The organism is Phenylobacterium sp. (assembly GCF_044358365.1).
GTDB lineage: Bacteria > Pseudomonadota > Alphaproteobacteria > Caulobacterales > Caulobacteraceae > Phenylobacterium.
In genome coordinates this window covers 1-17,827 of sequence record NZ_JBIKNZ010000071.1, presented here as the reverse complement: position 1 = coordinate 17,827, position 17,827 = coordinate 1, and the positions used below count along the sequence as shown (strand labels likewise).

Genomic DNA, 17,827 nt, shown 5'->3' with positions numbered 1-17,827 from the left:
AAGATCACATGACAGAGGATGACCCATGCATGCCGGCCTCCTTCACCAGCATGCAGCTTGAATCACTCCATCACTGATTTGGGAATCCCTCCCGATTCACAGCGTAGGGAAACCGCTCTAGCCGTCTGCATCGTCGCCCCGGGAAAGGGAGAGTCCGCCGGAGCCGGTATCCCGGCGTCCGGTTGGACAGAACCCTCAAGCGTAGACGCTAGAACTTGTAGCCGACGCCCGCCGACACCACCCAGGGGTCCAGGTTCACCTTGGACTTCAGCGTTCCCCCATTGATGCTGGCATTGGTGTCGAAGAACACCTTCTTCACATCAAGGTTGGCGCTCCAGGGACCGCCGACCGCAACGTCCACTCCGGTCTGAAGAGCATAGCCAAAGCCATCCTTCAGCTTGACGCGGAAGCCATTCAGATTCTTGCCGTTGTGAAACAGCATGTAGTTCACGCCGGCGCCGACATAGGGGCTGACCTGGGCGCCAGGCGCGAAGTGGTACTGCAGCGAGACCACTGGGGGCAGGACCCAGGTCTTGTAGACGGTGACGTCGGTCGCCGGACCCCGAGCCCGTACCTTGTGTTCGGTGGTGGTCGCGATCACCTCGACGGCGACGTGGTCGCTCAGGAAGTAGGACAGACCGAGGGTGGGCTTGTAGTCGGTCTTGACGTCTGCCCGCAGGCCGGTTGCGGCGCCAGCCGCAGTCAGGATCGGGTCGCTCCCCGACGGCGCGACGGCGCTGCCTCGCACGTTCAGCATCACAAGGCCCTTGGCCTTGGGCTGGAAATCCCGGGCGCTGGCGACGCCCGTCGTGGCCAGCGCGGCAGCCAGGGCGATGGCGCTTGTGAGTGTCTTCATGATCTTGGTCCTCCGGTCTCGGGGAAAGGTCCGTACCGGGGCCCCTATCGCGCCGAAGCTGGCCGCCGCATTTGACATAATTCAAACGCATGTTTGAACGGCATGGGTGTGATGGGAAAGTCACGCTCCCGGCGCGCTGGGGCTGCCCGGGTGTGAGGGTTGTGGGCGTGTCCGAAAGCAAGGCATGGGAAAAATACTCAATGGTCCGGGGAGTTCGGGATTTTCGCATTGAGGCTTGGCGGACGGGCCAACGGCGTCGCGATCACCTGCCCGTCCTGTAGCGTGATGCGGCGGGTGCAATGCGCCGCGACATGCTCATCGTGTGTGCAGATCAGAAATGTGGCGGCGTCCTCCTGATTGACCTCCCGCATCAACGCGAGGACCTGATCGGCGGACTCCCGATCCAGCGCACCTGTCGGCTCATCGGCCAGGATGAGATCCGGGCGGTTCATCAGCGCCCGGGCAATCGCCACCCGCTGCTTCTGCCCTCCGGACAGGCGGGGTGCGGGAAAGTCCATCCGGTCGCCGAGGCCGACCCGGACAAGCAGATCCCGCGCGCGCCTGCGCATTGCGGCGGAGATGCCTCCGGCAGGCGCTGCAGCCGGGAAGGCCACGTTTTCGGTGGCTGTGAAATCCGGCAGCAGATGGTGCGACTGGAAGACGAAACCGAGGCGCTGATTGCGGAAGATGGTGCGGCGCGCATCGGAGAGGGTCTCAACCCGCTCCCCGGCGATTTCGAGCGTCCCGCCGGTGGGACGAAGCAGCAGACCGACGATCGACAAGAGGGTCGATTTGCCGGAGCCAGACGCGCCAAGCAGAGCCGTCAACTCGCCAGGCCCAAGCTGTAGATCAACACCCTTCAGCACCGGTGTCGCCTGACCGCCGTTGTAGAAGGTCATTTCGAGGTCGTGAGCCTCCAGTAGCGTGGTCACTGTTGAATGGCTTTCAGTGGATCAAGTCGCGCTGCCGAACGCGCGGGCGCGACAGAGGCCAGCACGGCGCCCAGCGTCGTCAGAATGAGCGCGGCAAGATACCCGCCTTGCTCCGGCGTGATCGGAAGAACCGGTGCTCCGTCGGCCCGTGTCAGCCCCGCCAGCACCCGACACAGGCCGTATCCGAAGACGCAGCCCGCGACCGCACCGATCAAACCAATCATCAGCCCTTGCAGGATGAAAACCTGCGAGACAAAGCCACCCGAAACGCCAAATGCGCGCATGATGCCGATCTCGCTTCGTCGCCGGTAGGTTGACAGGACCATGGCGCTGGCGACGCCGATGATGATTGAAACCAGGGAAAAGCCCTGGATCAACTGGCCGGTCTGGTCCTGGGCGGTCAGGGCTTCATCAAGGCCCAGGTTCCTGTCCTGCCATGGGATCGCCCTCAAACCTGTCGCACCCTGAAGAAAAACTGCCAGAGGACGAGCGCTTTGCGGGTCGGTCAACTTGATCTCGATGTTTGTAACACCCTCGGGCAGCCGGAAGAGGGGTCGCGCCGCCTGGATCGACAGGAACGTCACCCGTTCGTCCAGGGCCTGAACGCCCGTCTTGAAAACGCCCTGGACCGTCAGAAGGCGCTCGACGCCGCGGTCGGTTCTGAACAGCACAGGTTGGCCAGGCGACAAGCCAAGGTCCGCAGCCAGGCGATAGCCGATCAGAAGGCCGCCGCGCTCCAGATCGGCCTTGCCTCCGACCAGCATCGTGGAGATCGGCGTGATGGCGTCGAGCGCCTGCGGGTCAACACCCGTGACCGATACCGGCGCGACCGCTTCTCCCTTCACCAGGAAGGCATTGCCCGTAATCCTCGGACTGACAGCGGTCACGGAGTCCTGCTGTCGAACCAGCGCGACGGTCGACGACCACTCACGGATCTGGTGGCGCTGGAAAGTCGACACCAGGGCGACAGCCTCGGTATCGACGCCGGGCGCGCCCAACACCCGGGCGACCCGCGTCGCCGGCTCCAGAGTCACGTGCGCACTATCGGCGGTCACCCGGTCGGTCAGCGTGACCGCGAGGCCATGGATCAGTGCCGTAATGAATACGAAGATGGTCACGCCTAGCGCGACACCAGCAACCAGCAGAGCGGTCTGCAATGGACTTGAGAGCAAATAGCGCCGCGCCACAGCAAACGCGAACATGCGTTCACTCCCCCATCTTGGCGGCGGGGGCCACCGGCCGCACATGCGCGTTGGGACGGATTCCAGCCGGAGCAAGGACGAGCCGATCACCCGGCGCTAGACCGTGTTCGACGATGGCATTGGGAGAGGGCCAGCGAAGGATCGAGCACGGCGCCCCTCGGGATGGCAATTCCGCCGGCACGCCGGTCGATAACGATTGTGATGTCGATGGAGCGGCCCGGGGCCAGAACTGGACCATCTAGGGGAACCAGCTTTATCAAACGTCCGCCGGTGCTGCTGTCGACCTGCGGCGACACCTCCGTCACGCGAGCTCTGAAGGGCAGATTCGATCCGGTCGGGACCAGCCGGGCCAACTGCCCGGCTCGCAGCGTGTCCGCGTAGCCTTCATCAACCTGGGCCTGGATTTCTGTTCCATGGTCCGAACCGAGCTGGAACAGGGTGGTGGTGGCCGCGACCACCTGACCATTGTCGATCGGTCGGAAGAGGACCACGCCCGCCATGGGCGCGCGCACCGTGAACTGTCCGGCCAGCTCTTCGCTGGCGACCCGGGTCGCGATCGCGGCATCGAGACTGGCCTGAGCCGACTGTAGCCCGGCCCGGGCTTCATCCAGCGCCGCGCGCGTCGCGTATCCGCGGCTTGCCAGGATCCGGGTGCGGTCAAACACCAACTCAGTTCGATGCCGTTCGGCCCTGGCGGCGCGCTCACGTGCGACCAGCGCGTCCGTCTGGGCTTGCTCCACCGTCGCCTTGATGACAGCCAGGGGCTCGCCGAGGGCCACCCGGTCTCCATCATCATGGAGCAGGGTGATCACCTGACCGGGATTCGGCGACCTGATATCCAGCAAGGCCGCGGGGCGGGCCCGACCAACAACGGACAGCGCACGCTCGATGGTCGAGGCGCGCACGGTAAAGACCTCGACTCTTTGCGGACGCGTCATCGACCAGGATGCGCCGATCCCGACACCGGCGGCCACAACCAGCAGGACGCCGATCAGGGCGCCGCGGGTCGACCGTTTTGCCGTTCCGCCCGTCGGGCCAGATCGCCCATCTCCCGATCCCCGGCTATCGTCTGAACTGGGCCCACCCGACTGGAGCAGGGCGTGGTTGGTCGACGACCCGGGGTCAGCGGCGATGTCGATTGAAGCGAGCAAAGGCGCCGCCACGCGCATCAGGCGTTGCGACAACTGCGACTGCAGTTGGCGGTCGAGTCTTGGTCGCGCATGCCACTCTCCAGGGAGCACGGAACGCGCTCCCTGGCTTGAACTCGAAATCAGAGAATGGGTTGCCGTCCCGTTCCGCAATCTGCCTCATACCCACAGACTACAGCGCTTGTCTGTCGGACTGCGTGTGCAACAGCCCCCTAACCGCCGTCGCGATGATAGGTCATCTCATAGGCAAACCTGTCGGCAGGGTGCAGCGAGTCTGACGCCACGATCACCCGGTTCTGCTCGTCCAGATAGCGTCGCAAGGTGCGCAGCGCCGCTGTGCCGGGCTTCACGTGGAGGGATCTGGCCGACTCTTCGTCCAGCACCTGGGCGGTGATCTGCTGCGCGATGCGGGCGGGGCGCACGCCCCAGCGGCGTTCGATCAACTCCTGGACCGCTCCGGGAGATGCACCTATCTCACCGGCGATCTCCGCAAAGCGGGCAGGAATGAACAATCGTGTGCGGGCCAGCATCTCACCGCCGGCGCGGCGGCGCAGGCCATCGGCAACCGCCCAGGGCTCCTCCCCGGCTGTCTCCAGCCAGGCCGATTCCCAGGCATCCAGGGGGCGGCGCATCGTCGCGCTGATCTCCAGCCGCGCGTCGCGGGCGTACTGCATCAGTTCCTGCGGCCCGCCCAGCGGCTGGATGAAGGCGGCGGGGCGTTGGGCGGCGATCACCTTGGTGCCGGCGCCCTGGCGGCGTTCGACCAGTCCCTCGTCGATGAGGATGCGCAGGGCGTCGCGGGCGGTGTGGCGTGAGACGCCTTCCGTGCGGCAGATCTCCAGTTCGGTAGGCAGTTGCGCGCCAACGGGATAGCGCCCGGACCGGATCTCGCTACGAAGCCCGTCGGCCAGAACGTGGTAACGTGGGATACGCGTCATGTTACGGCTATAGCCCATCGCTCACCCCTTGACCTACCCCCCTCAGCGCCGTGATATGGAAATATGTCCGGACAAATTCACACGGTCGCGGAACGCCTTGCCGCCATCCTTGCCCGACCGGTCAGCGACGGGGATCGCGCGCGAGCGCGGTTGCATGTGCTGGACTGGGCCGGATGCGTGAGCGCCGGCGCGGTCGAGCCCGGCGCGGCGGAACCCCGGGCGTTGGCGGTGCTGGAAGGCGCGGGCGCGTGTCGCGTGGTCGGCGGTCGACGGGCAGGGCCACTGGCTGCCGCGCTGGCCAACGGGCCGATGGGCGCGCTGCTGGAAATGGACGATGTGGACAAGCGCGGGCTGTTGCATCCGGGGCCCGTGGTGATGCCGGCCGCACTGGCTGCGGCAGAGGCCGCGAGGGTTGCAGACGGCAACGCCTTTCTGGACGCCGTTGTGCGCGGCTATGAGGCGATGATCCGGGTGGGCCGCGCGGCCGGTCCGGGGCACTATCGCTACTTCCACGCCACCGGAACCTGCGGCCCGTTCGGCGCGGCGGCGGCGGCGGCGTCCCTGTTGGGCCTGTCGCAGCTTGAGACGGCCTGGGCGCTCGCGAACGCCGGGCAACAGGCCGCTGGCCTGTGGCAGGTGCGGCACGAAGCAGTTTTCACCAAGGCGCTGCACGACGGCCGGGCCGCCGCCAACGGCGTCGCCGCCGCGTTCCTGGCGCGCGAGGGCTATGCGGGGCCGCTGAGCCATTTCGAAGGGCCGCAGGGATTCTTCGAGGCGCTGTGCGACGGCGCCGATCCCGAGCCCGTGGTCACGGCGCCCGAGGATGGCTGGGCAATCCATGACGTCAGCTTCAAGCCCCACGCCGCCTGTCGGCATGCCCACGCTGCCATTGATGCAGTGCTGACCCTGCGCGCGCAGGGTCAGGGCCGGACCATGGTTAGGCTGGAAGTCGCCAGCTATCGCGACGCCCTGACCTTCTGCGACCGGCCCGAGCCCCGGACGTCCGGCGAGGCCAAGTTCTCGCTGCAGCACGCGGCGGCAGCGGCGTGGGAACATGGTGACGCCGACCTCGAACGCTTCACTCTGCAGGCGATCGCAGACCCGGACCTGGTAGCGCTGCGGAGCCGGGTTTCGGTGGGCGAAGACACCCGTTCGACGGCGCGCTACCCTGCCCGCTTTGGCGCCAGCGCCGTCGTAGTGCTGGAGGATGGGACCCGGCTGGAGGTGGAGGTCGCCGATGCGCTGGGAGACCCCGAACAGCCGGTGGCGTCCGGGGACCTCGAGGCGAAGGCGCGAAAGCTGATGGCCTGGGGCGGGCTCAATCCAGCGCAAGCGGACCGGCTCTGCGCGGCCTGCCTGGGGCTGGGCGCAACAAGCCAGGTGGCCGAGTTGTCCGCCGCCCTGCCGGGGACCAACGCATGAACCCCGCAGAGGTGCTGGTCGACCATGCCTTGAACCTGTCGTGGGCCGATATGCCGCAGACGGCGCGGAGCGCCGCAGCCACCTTCTTGCACGATACGCTGGGCGTCGGCGTGGCGGGCGCCCGGGCGGCCCATGCGGACGACATTCTGGCCGCCGCGCGGGGCTGGGGCGAGGGCAGCGACGGACGGGTGCTGGGCCGCCCCGGCGTCCGGCTGCCCGCCGTGCAGGCTGCGTTCGTCAACGCCTTCCAGATGCATGGGCAGGAGTTCGACTGCGTTCATGAGCCCGCGGTGCTGCACCCGATGGCGACCCTTGGCGCGGCGCTGATGGCCGAATGCGGGCGGTCAGGTCCCTGTTCCGGCGCGCAGGTGCTGGCCGCGATCATCGCCGGCGCTGACGTTTCCCTGAATCTCGGCGTTGCGGCGACGACGCCGCTGAAGTTCTTCCGTCCGGCGACCTCGGGCCTGTTCGGCGCCATCGCTGGTGTCGCGCGTCTCAAGGGCCTGTCTCGCGAAACCACGCTGGACGCCTTCGGCTACGGCCTGGGATTCGCCTCCGGCACCATGCAGGCGCATCAGGAGGGCAAGCCCGCCCTGCCCGTCCAGATCGCCAACGCCGCCCGCGCCGCCATGATGGCTGTCGACGTGGCCGCCGCCGGCCTGCCCGGGCCGCGCCGGTCGCTGGACGGCGACTTCGGCTACATGACCCTGTTCGAAACAGCGTTCGACTTCGCGCCGGTTCTGGAGACTCTTGGTCAGACCTTCCGGATCACCGAAGTCAGTTGGAAGCCCTTCCCGACCGGTCGCGCTGGACATGGCGGCATCGTGGCGCTTCAGGAGCTGATGGCCGACCACGACGTCACGGCGGAGAACCTGGAGCAACTGACCTGGCGCGCGCCGCCCCTGATCCACCGGCTGGTGGGCCGTCCGGCCGTCCAGCCCATGACCCCGGCCTATGCCCGGTTGTGCCTCCCCTATCTGGCGGCCGTGACTCTGACGCGGGGGACCGTCGGCCTGGGCGACTTCGGGCCGGACAGCCTGTCGGATCCCGGTCTTCAACAGTTGGCCGAACGGGTCACTGTGGTCGCAGACGACAACCTCGATCCTGCCGCCTTCGTCCCGGCCGAGGCGGTGGCCCGCCTGCGTGACGGGCGTGAGGTGCGCGCCTCCGTCACCACTCAACTGGGTTCGCCCGCCTGGCCGCTCACACGAGACCAGCATCTGGAAAAGGCCCGCGCCTGCCTGGCCTTCGCCGACCTTGACCATGTCCATGCGCCGCTGAGCGCCCTGTTCGACCGTTTCGAGACCCTTGAGGACGCCGGCGAGGTGTTCCGCCTCGCCGCCGGAGAAATCTGAATGACCGACACCCACAGCAGTTACTGGCAGGAAATCGACTTCGCCCGGATGACGGCCGAGCATCCGATCGGCGACGCCTTTCCGCTGTTCGCCGCCAGAAGTCGTGACGAGATCCGGGCGCATCAGGAACGCCTGTTCGCACGCTGCGTGGCCCGCGCCTGGGGGACCGCGTTCTATCAGCGCCTGTGGGGCGCGGCGGGTATCCTGCCCGGCGATATCAAGAGCCTGGACGACCTGCCAAGCCTTCCGACCTTCGACAAGTCGGACATCATGACCAGCCTGGATCGCGCGCCCCCATTCGGCGATTTCGCCGGGTTCGAGACCTATGCGCAACGCCCGCCGATGATTTTGCACACCACCTCGGGCACCACCGGCAAACCGCAGGTGTTGCTGTTCGGCCCCAAGAGTCGCGAGGTCCAGGCCCTGATGCTGGGTCGCCTCTATCGCTGGCAAGGCGTGCGACCGGGCGATGTGGTCCATTCGGTCTATGGCCACGGCATGATCAATGGCGGCCACTATGTGCGCGAGGCGGTCACCCACTGGACCAGCGCCGTATTCCTGCCGGCCGGCACCGGAATTGAGACCCGCTCCGCCCAGCAGGTGGAGTTGATGCGGAATTTCGGCGCCAACGTCATCGTGGGCTTCGCTGACTACATCAAGAAGCTGGCCGAGGTGGCGCGCGAGCAGGGCCTGGTCCCCGGCGTCGACATCCCGGTTCGCATGATCACTGGCCACATGGGCCGCGAGGACAAGGACGCCATCTCGGAAGCCTGGGGCGGTGCGGCCTGTTTTGACTGGTACGGCGTCGGCGACACCGGCATCGTGGCGGGCGAAGGGCCAGACCGCGACGGACTCTATGTGATGGAGGACGCCCAGTTCCTGGAGGTCTGCGACCTGGACACCCACAAGCCGGTGGCCGACGGCGAGGTCGGCGACATGGTGGTGACCTGTCTCTACAAGGACGACCTCTATCCGATCATCCGCTTCAACACCCACGACGTGACCCAGGTGAAGACGGGCTCCTCTGCGCTGGACATCAACTTCACCCGTATCGAGGGCTTCCTGGGCCGGTCGGACAACATGGTGAAGATCCGCGGGATCAACATCTTTCCCCAGGGCGTTGGACCGATGCTGGACGAGCACGCCGCGTTTGCGGGTGAGTTCATCTGCCGCGCCCGGCGCGACGCTCAGGGGCGCGACAGCTTCATTGTGGTGGCCGAGACCAACACGCCGCAGGACCCGGACATTGCACGGGCGTTCGGTGATATCCTGAAACGCAAGATCGGCATCGAGGTGGACGTGGAACTGGCCGCCAAGGGTGATACTGCCACCCTCACCCAGATCGATGTGCGCCAGAAGCCAATCCGGCTGATCGATGAGCGCTATGGCTGAGGGCTTTTCCAATCCGATCGTCGAGGCTGGCGTCGTCGGGCTCCGGACGATGTTCGCCGCGCGCGCCGTCACGCCGGTAGAGGCGACGGAGACCTATATGTGGCGGATCGCCCGACTGAATCCTGCGCTGGGCGCCGTGACCGACGTGGATGCGCCTGGCGCCCGGGCCGGCGCGCGGGCGAGCGCGGCGCGTTGGACCAAGGGCCTGCCACTGTCGCCCATCGACGGCGTTCCGGTGCTGGTGAAGGCCAATATCGCGATCACGGGCCTGCCCTGGACCGCCGGGATCGGCGCCTATCGCCACCGCATTGCGCAGGTCGACGCCGAGGTGGTGGCGCGGCTACGGCGCGCGGGCGCGGTTATCCTGGGCTCGGTCAACATGCACGAGGGCGCGCTGGGGGCGACCACGGACAATCCCTGGTTTGGACGCACGCAGAACCCGCATCGCGAGGGGTTTACGCCGGGCGGCTCATCCGGCGGCTCGGGCGCGGCAGCGGCGGCGGGACTGTGCGCCGCGGCGCTGGGCACAGACACCATGGGCAGCGTGCGCATACCCTCGGCCTACTGCGGGATCTTCGGCCACAAGCCAGGGTACGGCGCGGTGTCTGACGCGGGCGCGACGGCGCTGTCGTGGACACTGGACCATATCGGCCCGCACGCGCGCTCGGCCGCCGACTGTGCGGCAATGCTGCATGAGATCGCCGACGTCGCGAAAGACGCGGCCGTTGAGGGGGTTGTTGGCGTACTCGCCTTCGAGGGCCAGGTGGAGGTCGCGCCGGAGGTGGCCGACGCCTTTGCCGATACGCTCGCCCGGGCGCGGACCCTGGGGCTGAAAATCGAGATCGTGCGCCTGTCAGACTATGATTTCGGGCGCATGAGGCGCCTTGGCCTCCTGGTTTCGGAAGCAGAGGGCTTTGTCGTACATCAAGCCATGCTGGCCGATCATCCGGAAGGCTTCTCCGAAACCTTCCGCGGGATGCTGGATTGGGGCGGCAGACAGCCCGCGCACAAACTCGCCAACGCCTATCGCGAAATCGCGCTGGCCGGTTCCGCCGTTCGGGCCATTTTCGCGCCTTACGCCGCCATCCTGATGCCCACCGCCCCCCAGACCGCCTTCGCGTTCGGGGACGCGCCCGCCAACCAGGCCGACTTCACCGCCATCGCCAACTTCACCGGCCTGCCGGCGACGGCGTTCCCGGTGGGGATGACATCGGCGGGCCTGCCGTTGTCGTGCCAGGTGATAGCGCGGAACGAAGCGACGGCCTTGGGGCTGGCGGAACGGCTAGCGGTGAGTGTTGGCGCCCCAGCGGGGTATCGAGGGTGAGCCCTATCCGATGACAGTCCCGAAGATGCGACGCTCACCGAAACGGAAACTGCGGCGTCCGCTTGGCCAGGAACGCATCACGACCCTCGACGAAGTCATCGCCTTCCACCGCGTCCAGCATCCAGGCGTTGGTTTGGGCGTCATCGTCGGCCTGGCCATTCAGGATGCGTCGGATGATCTGCTTGGTCTTGCGGGCTGACCACTGACTGGCGCCGGCGATGGTTTCAGCCTTGGCGGCGACGGCCGCGTCCAGGCCACCAAGGGGCGTCACGGCGTCGATCAGGCCAATGCCCAACGCCTCGTCCGCCGTCAGGATCCGGCCAGTGTAGAGGATGTCCTTCGCCCGCGCCGGGCCGACCACATCCACCAGGCGCTTGGTGTCAGATAGCGCGTACATCAGGCCCAGCTTCGCCGGTGTTATCCCGAGGCGCGCGCGGTCAGACGCGATCCGCAGGTCGCAGCAAAGCGCAAGGCCCAGACCGCCGCCTACGCAGGCGCCATCGATCCGGGCCATGGTCGGCGACTCGAAACTGGCCAGGGCGTCCATGGCCGCAGCGATCTCGCCGAAATAGGCGCCTGCGGTCGCACGGTCGGCATAGACCTCTTCAAACTCCGAAATGTCGGCGCCCGCCGCAAAGGCCTCGCCGGCGCCGGTAAGGACCAGCACCTTCACCCGCGCGGCGCGCGCGGCGTCCAGAACACCGGGAATGCCCTGCCACATGGCGCGGTTCACCGCATTGCGACGCGCCGGTCGATTGAGCGTGAGAGTCGCGATCTCGCCCGAAACCGCCAGGTCCAGCCCCTCAACCTCGGACAAACGCACCTCCTGCCTTCACCTTCAAATGATATAGTTCTAGATCATTTGTCGGGCGCCCGCCCTGAGGAGATTCACCCCCGTGAGCAACATCCGCACCGCGATGCCCGTCCTTGCCCGCCACGAAGGCGAATGGGAAGGGACCTATATCCATATTGATGCCCAGGGCGTCGAGATCGACCGGCACACGGCAGAGCTGAAGTGCATGTTCCCTGCCGACGGTCCCCACGCCTATCACCAGATCAATACCTACACCTGGGACGACGGGCGCCGGGAGGAGATCCACTTCCCGGCTACCTTCCGCGACGGCCGCATCTGGTGGGATACCGACCGGATCGAAGGCTCGGCCTGGGAGATCGATGCCCGGACCGTGGTGCTGACCTGGACGCGCAAGGACATGCCCAGCCACTATCTCTACGAGATGATCCAGATCAGCGCGGACAACAACAACCGCGGACGCACCTGGCACTGGTTCGAGAACGACGTGCTTGTGCGCCGCACGTGCATCAAGGAACGGCGGACAGCGTAGGCCGATCCGGGTCCCGCCTCATATGATCCCTTTGTCGGCCAGTCGCGCGATCGCCTGACGCTGGCGCTCGGCGTAGAAGCTGCGGTCGGGGGTGAGGGTCTGGCCATCAGCGTCCGTCAGCGTATTGCGGGCCTGAACGTCGTGACCTTCCAGGGCGTCGCGCCAGAGCCCCAGCGGCTGGCGCGACAGGATATTGCCCATCCCTGGACGATGGCGATAGCGCCGCAAGCCCGCGATATCGATCTCGGCATAGGCGGCCATGCTCTCGCCATGGCCGGCCTCGGCCAGGACCAGACCCCTATAGTCGATGATCTTGGATGAGCCGTCGGTGGAGGCCTTGGGGATGGCGATTCCCTCAATGCCTGCCGAGTTGGCCGAGACCACATAGGCCAGGTTCTCGATGGCGCGGGCCTGTTTGGCGATGTTCTTGGGGCTTGGGATCGGGGTGGCGATCTCGCTGGAGGAATGCAGCAACAGTTCCGCGCCGCGCAATGTCAGGGCGCGGGCGATGTCGGGATATAGGATTTCTTCCGAGGCGATGGCGCCCAAACGGCCCAGCTCGGTCTCGGCAACGGGGAAAATGCCGTCCAGCCCATAGATCGAAAGGTATCGGTCCCAGACATCATAGGGGCTGGGTGCAAACAACGAGACCAGCCGGCGGTATCGCAGCACCAGCTTGCCCGACGGCTCGATCAGGAACGACGTCTGGAAGTAGAGGCCCGGGAAGTGGGGGTCGCGCTCATAGGCGTTGCCGGACAGGAAAACATCGGCGGACCGCGCCACCTCGCCCAACGCCTGATACTCCGGGCCGTCGATCTCCAGGGCGGCCTTCTCCGCCCAGACGGAAGCCGTCTCGCCCATCGGGAACCCGGTGAGGAAGTATTCCGGCAAGACCACGAGACGCACGTCGGCGCCGACGAAGCGCTTGGAGGCGGTGATCTGCCCGGCGATGCGCTGGATCGAGGCCAGCATGCGCGGCCGGCTGGTTTCCAGGTCTGCGGCATCGTTCACGGCGAAGCAGGTGGTCTGCAGCGCGAGCGCGATGTAGGGCGCGGGGGTGGACATCTAGGGGGCGGTCCTTGCAGCTTGGCGCTCGCATCGCGCGCTTGAGTTGATATACAAATAGGTCAGGTGATGTGCGCCGCGCCGCCGCGCGCACGAGAGGTTGAACGGATGGACGGCAACACGAGCGCGCTGGATCTTTCGGCGGCGCAACTGGACGAGAGTCTTCCGACGCCGCTCTACCATCAGATCTATCTGGTCATGCGCGAGCGGATCCGCAGCGGCGCACTGGCCGCCGGCACCACCCTGCCCGGCGAGCAGGAACTGGCGCGTACCCTGCACGTCTCGCGGATCACGGTGAAACGGGCGCTGAATGAACTCGCCGGCGATCGGCTGGTCACCCGCCATCGGGGGCGCGGCACCATTGTGGCCGGCGACGCGGTTATCCCCATGGTGCGGGGCTCGTTCGACAACCTGCTCGACAGCCTGAAGATCATGGGGCTCGAAACCGAGCTGGAACTGCTGGACGTCCGTGAGATGCCCGCAGACGAGATGGTGGCCGAGCGGCTGGACCTGAGCCCTGGCGATCCCGTCCAGCTGGCCGTGCGCCTGCGCAAACTGAGAGGCGAGCCATTCTCGCATCTGGTGACCTGGGTTCCGGCCGATATCGCAGCGCGTTACACCCGCGAGGAACTGGCTTCGACGCCGTTGCTCAAGTTGCTGCAAAGGGCCGACGCCGAGGTGACGGAGGCCGAGCAGTGGATCGGGGCCGCGGCCGCCCCGCACCAGATCGCCCTGGCTCTTGGCGTCGATATCGGCTCGCCGCTCTTGAAGATCGAGCGCGTGATGCGGGCCGCCCGTGGACGGCCCGTCCAGTTCATCTGCGGCCACTATCGCCCCGACCGGTTCCAGTATCACTTCACCACCCACCGCCGACATCGCTCCGGCCAGACCAGTTGGGGATAGCGCAGGGCCCTACCGCGCCGGCTTTACCCGCCCGGCCTCAACCGCCTTCTTGAAATAGGTCCAGCTTGTCTCGTTCGGCCGGGTGTCGTCACCGGGCGGCGGCGTGCGGTAGACAGGATAGTTGGTGGCGATCTCGTCCTTGAGGACTTGCGGCAGGGCGTCGACGCCTTTGATCGTCTGGCCGACGGCATTGAAGACCAGACTGCCGGCGCGGCTGTTCATCTGCATCCAGGGCAGCCATTGGGCCAACCGCACCCATGCCACAGCCGGCTGCGCCGTGGCCTTTTTCGGATCCAGAATGTCGGAGGCCTCGGCATTGAAGTCGAAGATCTCCATGGCGTGATACTGGTTGCCCACATAGGGCTGATAGTCCCCGCCAAGAGGATTGGTGTAGAACAACGGCACCTCGATCGGCATGAAGACGCGGCCGTTTTCAACGCGAGCGCCGATCGTGAAAGGCTCGCCCTTGTCGTTTCGCACGAACGTCGGACGCTGGTTCACCGGATCGTTGGCGATGTGCAGCACATCGACCGACTTGCCGGTCCAGGGATTGTCCCACGTGCGCAGCACCTTGCCTGTCTTGGGATCAAGATAGAGCATCAGCTCCCGGCTAACCATGCGGTAGCCCACGCCCTTGACGGGATCATTGACCGTCACGCAGGCCCGCACATTCATCCCCTCGAGGTTGAACAACAGACGGTCCGGTTCGCCAGGCACGCGGGAGTAGCCACGACCCGACCAGTGGTAGACCACTGGCTCATTGTCCACCATCGAGCACTGGAATTTGCGGGAGACCTGCAGCGCCTCTTCCGGCTTGGCGATATCGAGCAATCTGGGCGCCTTGGCCGGTGCAGCCATGGCCACAAGCGGCGCCATGCAGGCGGCGGCGGCAAACATCCATATCTTGGTCATGACGGGCCCTTTGAAGATTGAAATAGAGCTAAAACGGTTTGGTCGCGCCCAGGAAACAGACGCTGGCGATGGTGATCCAGTAGACATAGGCCATAAGCCGGCCGATGCTGATTTCGCGGGTCAGTGCGGCCTCTTCCGCGGGATTGGGACCTTCCGCGAGCCGGCGGAAACGAATGGTCCAGGCGCGCATGATGAAGCGCAGACCCAGCCCTATGCAAAGCGCGAAGGCATAGAGCGCCATCTTCGCGCCGTACCAGAGGGTCCCCGGGCCGATGTCGAGCGGTCCGTAGCCCAGCATCGAGGCGATACTCACCAGAAACAGCCCCGGGATCACCACATAGCGGATCGCCTCGTCGATCTTGGTCAAGCGCAGACCCATGTCGGATTCCCGCGCGAGAAAAGCCGACCAGGTGAGGCTGATCCAGGCGATGAAGATCATCCACATCGCCGTCAGCGCGACGCCGTCCAACGGGACGAACCCGTAGATGGTCCCCATGTGCAGTCCCAGCGGCAGCAGGAGAATGATCCCGGTCCGCGCCAGGATGTCGATCCGATAAGCCGTCTCCATGTGGCGGCGGCGTTCATCCAGGGCGAGCTTGGAATTGGTCACATGATAGGAAGTCTGGAAGACCCCCCACTCACCGCCCAGCCAATAGACCATGGCCAGGATATGCGCCCAGCGCAGGACCTCCAGCTCACCTATGTGCACGGGGCTCTCCCCTTCCGGACGATGGCCCCCGTGGCCGGAGAAGCGTCGGTCCCGGCATCGGCAACTCCCCAACCAAGGTTGAAATGATATAACAATAGACCATTTGTCCGGACAACGCGTCAATCCCGCTGCGCTCGATTTCAACCCCGAACTTTCGCCTTGCGCGGCGGGGCCGTTGGTTCCAAATGATATAAGAATAGATCATTTACCTCGGGAGCTGCGATGACCACGGCCCTGATTTCGCTGATGCATGTGCTGGTGTTTGTCTACTGGCTGGGCGGGGATCTGGGCGCGTTCTACACCTCGCGCATGGTGAGCGATCCGGCGCGCCCGGTCGCCGCCCGGGCTGCGGCAGCGCAGGCCCTGACCGCGCTGGATATGGCGCCGCGCACAGCCTTGATCCTGACGCTGCCCACAGGCGTGACACTGGCGAACGTCGCGGGTCATGTCTCGCTGTCGGCGGCGGCGATTGTCGTGATCTGGGTCATTTCCCTGGCATGGCTAGGGCTGGCCTGGCGCATTCACCTGAAGCACCTTGCGCCGGGTGCGATTGTTCGTACGTTGGACCTCTCGATCCGCTGGCTGGTCCTGACCGGGCTGGTTCTGGTAGGCGGCGGCGTCGTCGCAGGCGTAATTGCCGCCCCGCTGTTTCTGGGTCTGAAGCTCATTGTCCTGGCCGCCGCCATCGCCACGGGCCTATGGGTCCGTATCCTGATTGCGCCCTTTGGCCCGGCTTTCTCGGCGCTGCTCTCGTCGGGTCCGACGCCCGAAATCGATCAGGTCATCACCCGGGCACTTGCCCGTGCGCGCCCGGCCGTCATGTTGATATGGGCGCTTCTTGTCACCGCCGCCTTTATCGGCTTCTGGAGACCGCAATGAGCCTCGCCGACCTTCCCGCTCGCCCGGGCTCTGCCGACGCATTCCGTCAGCTTCTGGGCGCCGACGCCGTCAGCGATGATCTGGTCCGCCGGACCCTGCTCAGCCAGGACATCTGGAACACCGGCGACAGCATAGCCGAGCTTGTGGTGGCTCCCCGGGACACGGAATCTCTGAGCCGCGCCGTCGCCGAAGCAACGGGCCGACAGATGGCAGTGGCCGTCCGCGGCGGCGGCATGAGCTACACGGCAGGCTATACCCCCGGCGCGGCGCCCACAGTCATGATCGACCTGGGCCAGATGGATCGGATTCTCGAGATTAACGCCCGGGACATGACCGTAACTGTCGAGGCTGGCTGCACCTGGAAGACGCTCTATGAGACCCTCAAGCCTCTGGGACTGCGGACGCCGTTCTGGGGACCGCTGTCCGGCATCTCGTCGACGATCGGCGGCGGTCTGTCACAGCTCAATGCGATTTTCGGAGCGGGCCATTACGGCACCACCAGCGAGAGCGTAGTCGGTTTGGCAGTGGTGCTGTCCGATGGCCAGGTTCTGCGCACGGGCGCGGCCGGCAAGGGACCTCACCCGTTCTATCGCCACTACGGCCCCGATCTTACGGGGCTGTTCTGTGGCGACGCCGGCGTGTTCGGGGTCAAGGCAGAGATCACGCTGCGCCTGATCCGGGCCCCGGCGTTTGAAGACTGCGTGTCCTTTGCCTTCAGCGAACCCGGGGCCGTGTTCGAGGCCAGCGCCGAGATTACCCGCGCGGGCATTACCTGCGAACTGATCGGCTTTGATCCGGCCCTTGCCGATGTCCGGGTGCGCAGGGCGACGATCCTGTCCGGCGTCATGGCCATGGGATCCGTCGTCAAGAGCGGCGCATCTCTGGCAAAGGGCGTGAAGGACGCGTTCAAGATGGCTGTGGCCGGCCGCGGATTCCTGTCCGGGTCGGAATGGTCGCTGCATCTGGTAGCGGAGGGCCGGTCCGAAGCTGCGGTCGCCGCTGACCTGGCGGAGGTGCGGCGCATCGCCCTTGCCGCGGGCGGACGCGAGACCGAGGCCACGATCCCCCGCGTGATCCGGGCCCAACCCTTTACACCGCTGAACAACATCCTGGGACCCGACGGCGAGCGATGGGTGCCGATCCACGGAATTGTCGCCCTCTCCCAGGCCGAGGCCTGTCGCAAGGCGATCGAAGCGCTGTTCACCAGCCTTGGATCGCGCTTCGAAGCGGCCGGAGTCTATACCGGAATGATGCTCACCACGCTGTCGACCAACGCCTTCCTCATTGAGCCGGTCTTCTTCTGGCCCGAAGCGCGTCACGAGATTCACGACGCCACCGTAGAGGCGGCCATGCTGGCGAAGTTGCGCAAGTACGACGCCAATCCGGATGCGACGGCCCTGGTCGCCGAAGCCCGTCGCGGTGTCGTTGAGGTCTTCGAGACCTTCGG

General features: G+C 66.1%; 17 protein-coding genes. 8 read left to right on the top strand and 9 right to left on the bottom strand.

Annotation, left to right across the window (positions count from 1 at the left end; translation table 11 throughout):
* Positions 1-208: 208 nt before the first annotated feature.
* From ACIQ3B_RS15345 to ACIQ3B_RS15325, 5 genes are all read right to left on the bottom strand, one after another.
* Positions 209-856, bottom strand: a complete 648-nt coding sequence (locus ACIQ3B_RS15345; protein ID WP_397404071.1) for an OmpW family protein — start codon at positions 854-856, stop codon at positions 209-211.
* A 197-nt stretch (positions 857-1,053) separates the two neighbouring features.
* On the bottom strand, positions 1,054-1,755 hold the full coding sequence (locus ACIQ3B_RS15340; RefSeq protein ID WP_397404073.1) for an ABC transporter ATP-binding protein: 702 nt from the start codon (positions 1,753-1,755) through the stop codon (positions 1,054-1,056).
* 29 nt (positions 1,756-1,784) lie between these two features.
* Complete coding sequence (locus ACIQ3B_RS15335) at positions 1,785-2,990, bottom strand: ABC transporter permease (RefSeq protein ID WP_397404069.1); 1,206 nt, start codon at positions 2,988-2,990, stop codon at positions 1,785-1,787.
* Between the two features lie 86 nt (positions 2,991-3,076).
* Entirely contained in the window at positions 3,077-4,231 is a 1,155-nt protein-coding gene (locus tag ACIQ3B_RS15330) for an efflux RND transporter periplasmic adaptor subunit (protein ID WP_397404067.1), read from the bottom strand.
* A 119-nt stretch (positions 4,232-4,350) separates the two neighbouring features.
* A complete protein-coding gene (locus tag ACIQ3B_RS15325; RefSeq protein ID WP_397404065.1) occupies positions 4,351-5,076 on the bottom strand; it encodes a GntR family transcriptional regulator in 726 nt (241 codons plus the stop codon).
* 63 nt (positions 5,077-5,139) lie between these two features.
* Between ACIQ3B_RS15325 and ACIQ3B_RS15320 the strand changes: the two genes are divergently transcribed.
* Genes ACIQ3B_RS15320 through ACIQ3B_RS15305 form a run of 4 tightly spaced genes read left to right on the top strand, consistent with a single transcriptional unit; the run spans position 5,140 to position 10,569 of the window.
* Positions 5,140-6,498 carry an MmgE/PrpD family protein gene (locus tag ACIQ3B_RS15320; protein ID WP_397404063.1) on the top strand — a complete coding sequence of 453 codons (1,359 nt, stop codon included), beginning with the start codon at positions 5,140-5,142 and terminating at the stop codon, positions 6,496-6,498.
* Positions 6,495-7,853 carry an MmgE/PrpD family protein gene (locus ACIQ3B_RS15315; RefSeq protein ID WP_397404061.1) on the top strand — a complete coding sequence of 453 codons (1,359 nt, stop codon included), beginning with the start codon at positions 6,495-6,497 and terminating at the stop codon, positions 7,851-7,853. The genes ACIQ3B_RS15320 and ACIQ3B_RS15315 overlap by 4 nt, the downstream gene beginning before the upstream one ends.
* Complete coding sequence (locus ACIQ3B_RS15310; RefSeq protein ID WP_397404059.1) at positions 7,854-9,245, top strand: phenylacetate--CoA ligase family protein; 1,392 nt, start codon at positions 7,854-7,856, stop codon at positions 9,243-9,245.
* Positions 9,229-10,569: an amidase gene (locus ACIQ3B_RS15305; RefSeq protein WP_397404057.1), complete on the top strand. Its 1,341-nt coding sequence runs from the start codon at positions 9,229-9,231 to the stop codon at positions 10,567-10,569. Before ACIQ3B_RS15310 ends, ACIQ3B_RS15305 begins: the two co-directional genes overlap by 17 nt.
* 34 nt (positions 10,570-10,603) lie before the next feature.
* Here ACIQ3B_RS15305 and ACIQ3B_RS15300 read toward each other — a convergent pair whose 3' ends face one another.
* Positions 10,604-11,386 carry an enoyl-CoA hydratase-related protein gene (locus ACIQ3B_RS15300; protein ID WP_397404055.1) on the bottom strand — a complete coding sequence of 261 codons (783 nt, stop codon included), beginning with the start codon at positions 11,384-11,386 and terminating at the stop codon, positions 10,604-10,606.
* A gap of 79 nt (positions 11,387-11,465) precedes the next feature.
* On the opposite strand from ACIQ3B_RS15300, the gene ACIQ3B_RS15295 reads away from it, so the two are divergent.
* Complete coding sequence (locus ACIQ3B_RS15295) at positions 11,466-11,912, top strand: hypothetical protein (RefSeq protein WP_397404053.1); 447 nt, start codon at positions 11,466-11,468, stop codon at positions 11,910-11,912.
* Positions 11,913-11,930: 18 nt separating this feature from the next.
* Here the strand turns inward: ACIQ3B_RS15295 and ACIQ3B_RS15290 are convergent, their stop codons facing one another.
* Positions 11,931-12,977, bottom strand: a complete 1,047-nt coding sequence (locus tag ACIQ3B_RS15290) for a nitrilase-related carbon-nitrogen hydrolase (RefSeq protein WP_397404051.1) — start codon at positions 12,975-12,977, stop codon at positions 11,931-11,933.
* 108 nt (positions 12,978-13,085) lie between these two features.
* On the opposite strand from ACIQ3B_RS15290, the gene ACIQ3B_RS15285 reads away from it, so the two are divergent.
* Positions 13,086-13,880, top strand: coding sequence for a GntR family transcriptional regulator (locus ACIQ3B_RS15285; RefSeq protein ID WP_397404049.1), 795 nt, complete (start codon positions 13,086-13,088; stop codon positions 13,878-13,880).
* A gap of 9 nt (positions 13,881-13,889) precedes the next feature.
* Here ACIQ3B_RS15285 and ACIQ3B_RS15280 read toward each other — a convergent pair whose 3' ends face one another.
* Both ACIQ3B_RS15280 and ACIQ3B_RS15275 read right to left on the bottom strand, forming a co-directional pair.
* Positions 13,890-14,792: a DUF1838 family protein gene (locus ACIQ3B_RS15280; protein ID WP_397404047.1), complete on the bottom strand. Its 903-nt coding sequence runs from the start codon at positions 14,790-14,792 to the stop codon at positions 13,890-13,892.
* A 28-nt stretch (positions 14,793-14,820) separates the two neighbouring features.
* Complete coding sequence (locus tag ACIQ3B_RS15275) at positions 14,821-15,501, bottom strand: hypothetical protein (protein WP_397404045.1); 681 nt, start codon at positions 15,499-15,501, stop codon at positions 14,821-14,823.
* A 222-nt stretch (positions 15,502-15,723) separates the two neighbouring features.
* Between ACIQ3B_RS15275 and ACIQ3B_RS15270 the strand changes: the two genes are divergently transcribed.
* Positions 15,724-16,380, top strand: coding sequence for a hypothetical protein (locus ACIQ3B_RS15270; protein WP_397404043.1), 657 nt, complete (start codon positions 15,724-15,726; stop codon positions 16,378-16,380).
* A partial coding sequence (locus ACIQ3B_RS15265) for an FAD-binding oxidoreductase (RefSeq protein ID WP_397404041.1) occupies positions 16,377-17,827 on the top strand: 1,451 nt, incomplete at its 3' end. The genes ACIQ3B_RS15270 and ACIQ3B_RS15265, both read left to right, overlap by 4 nt.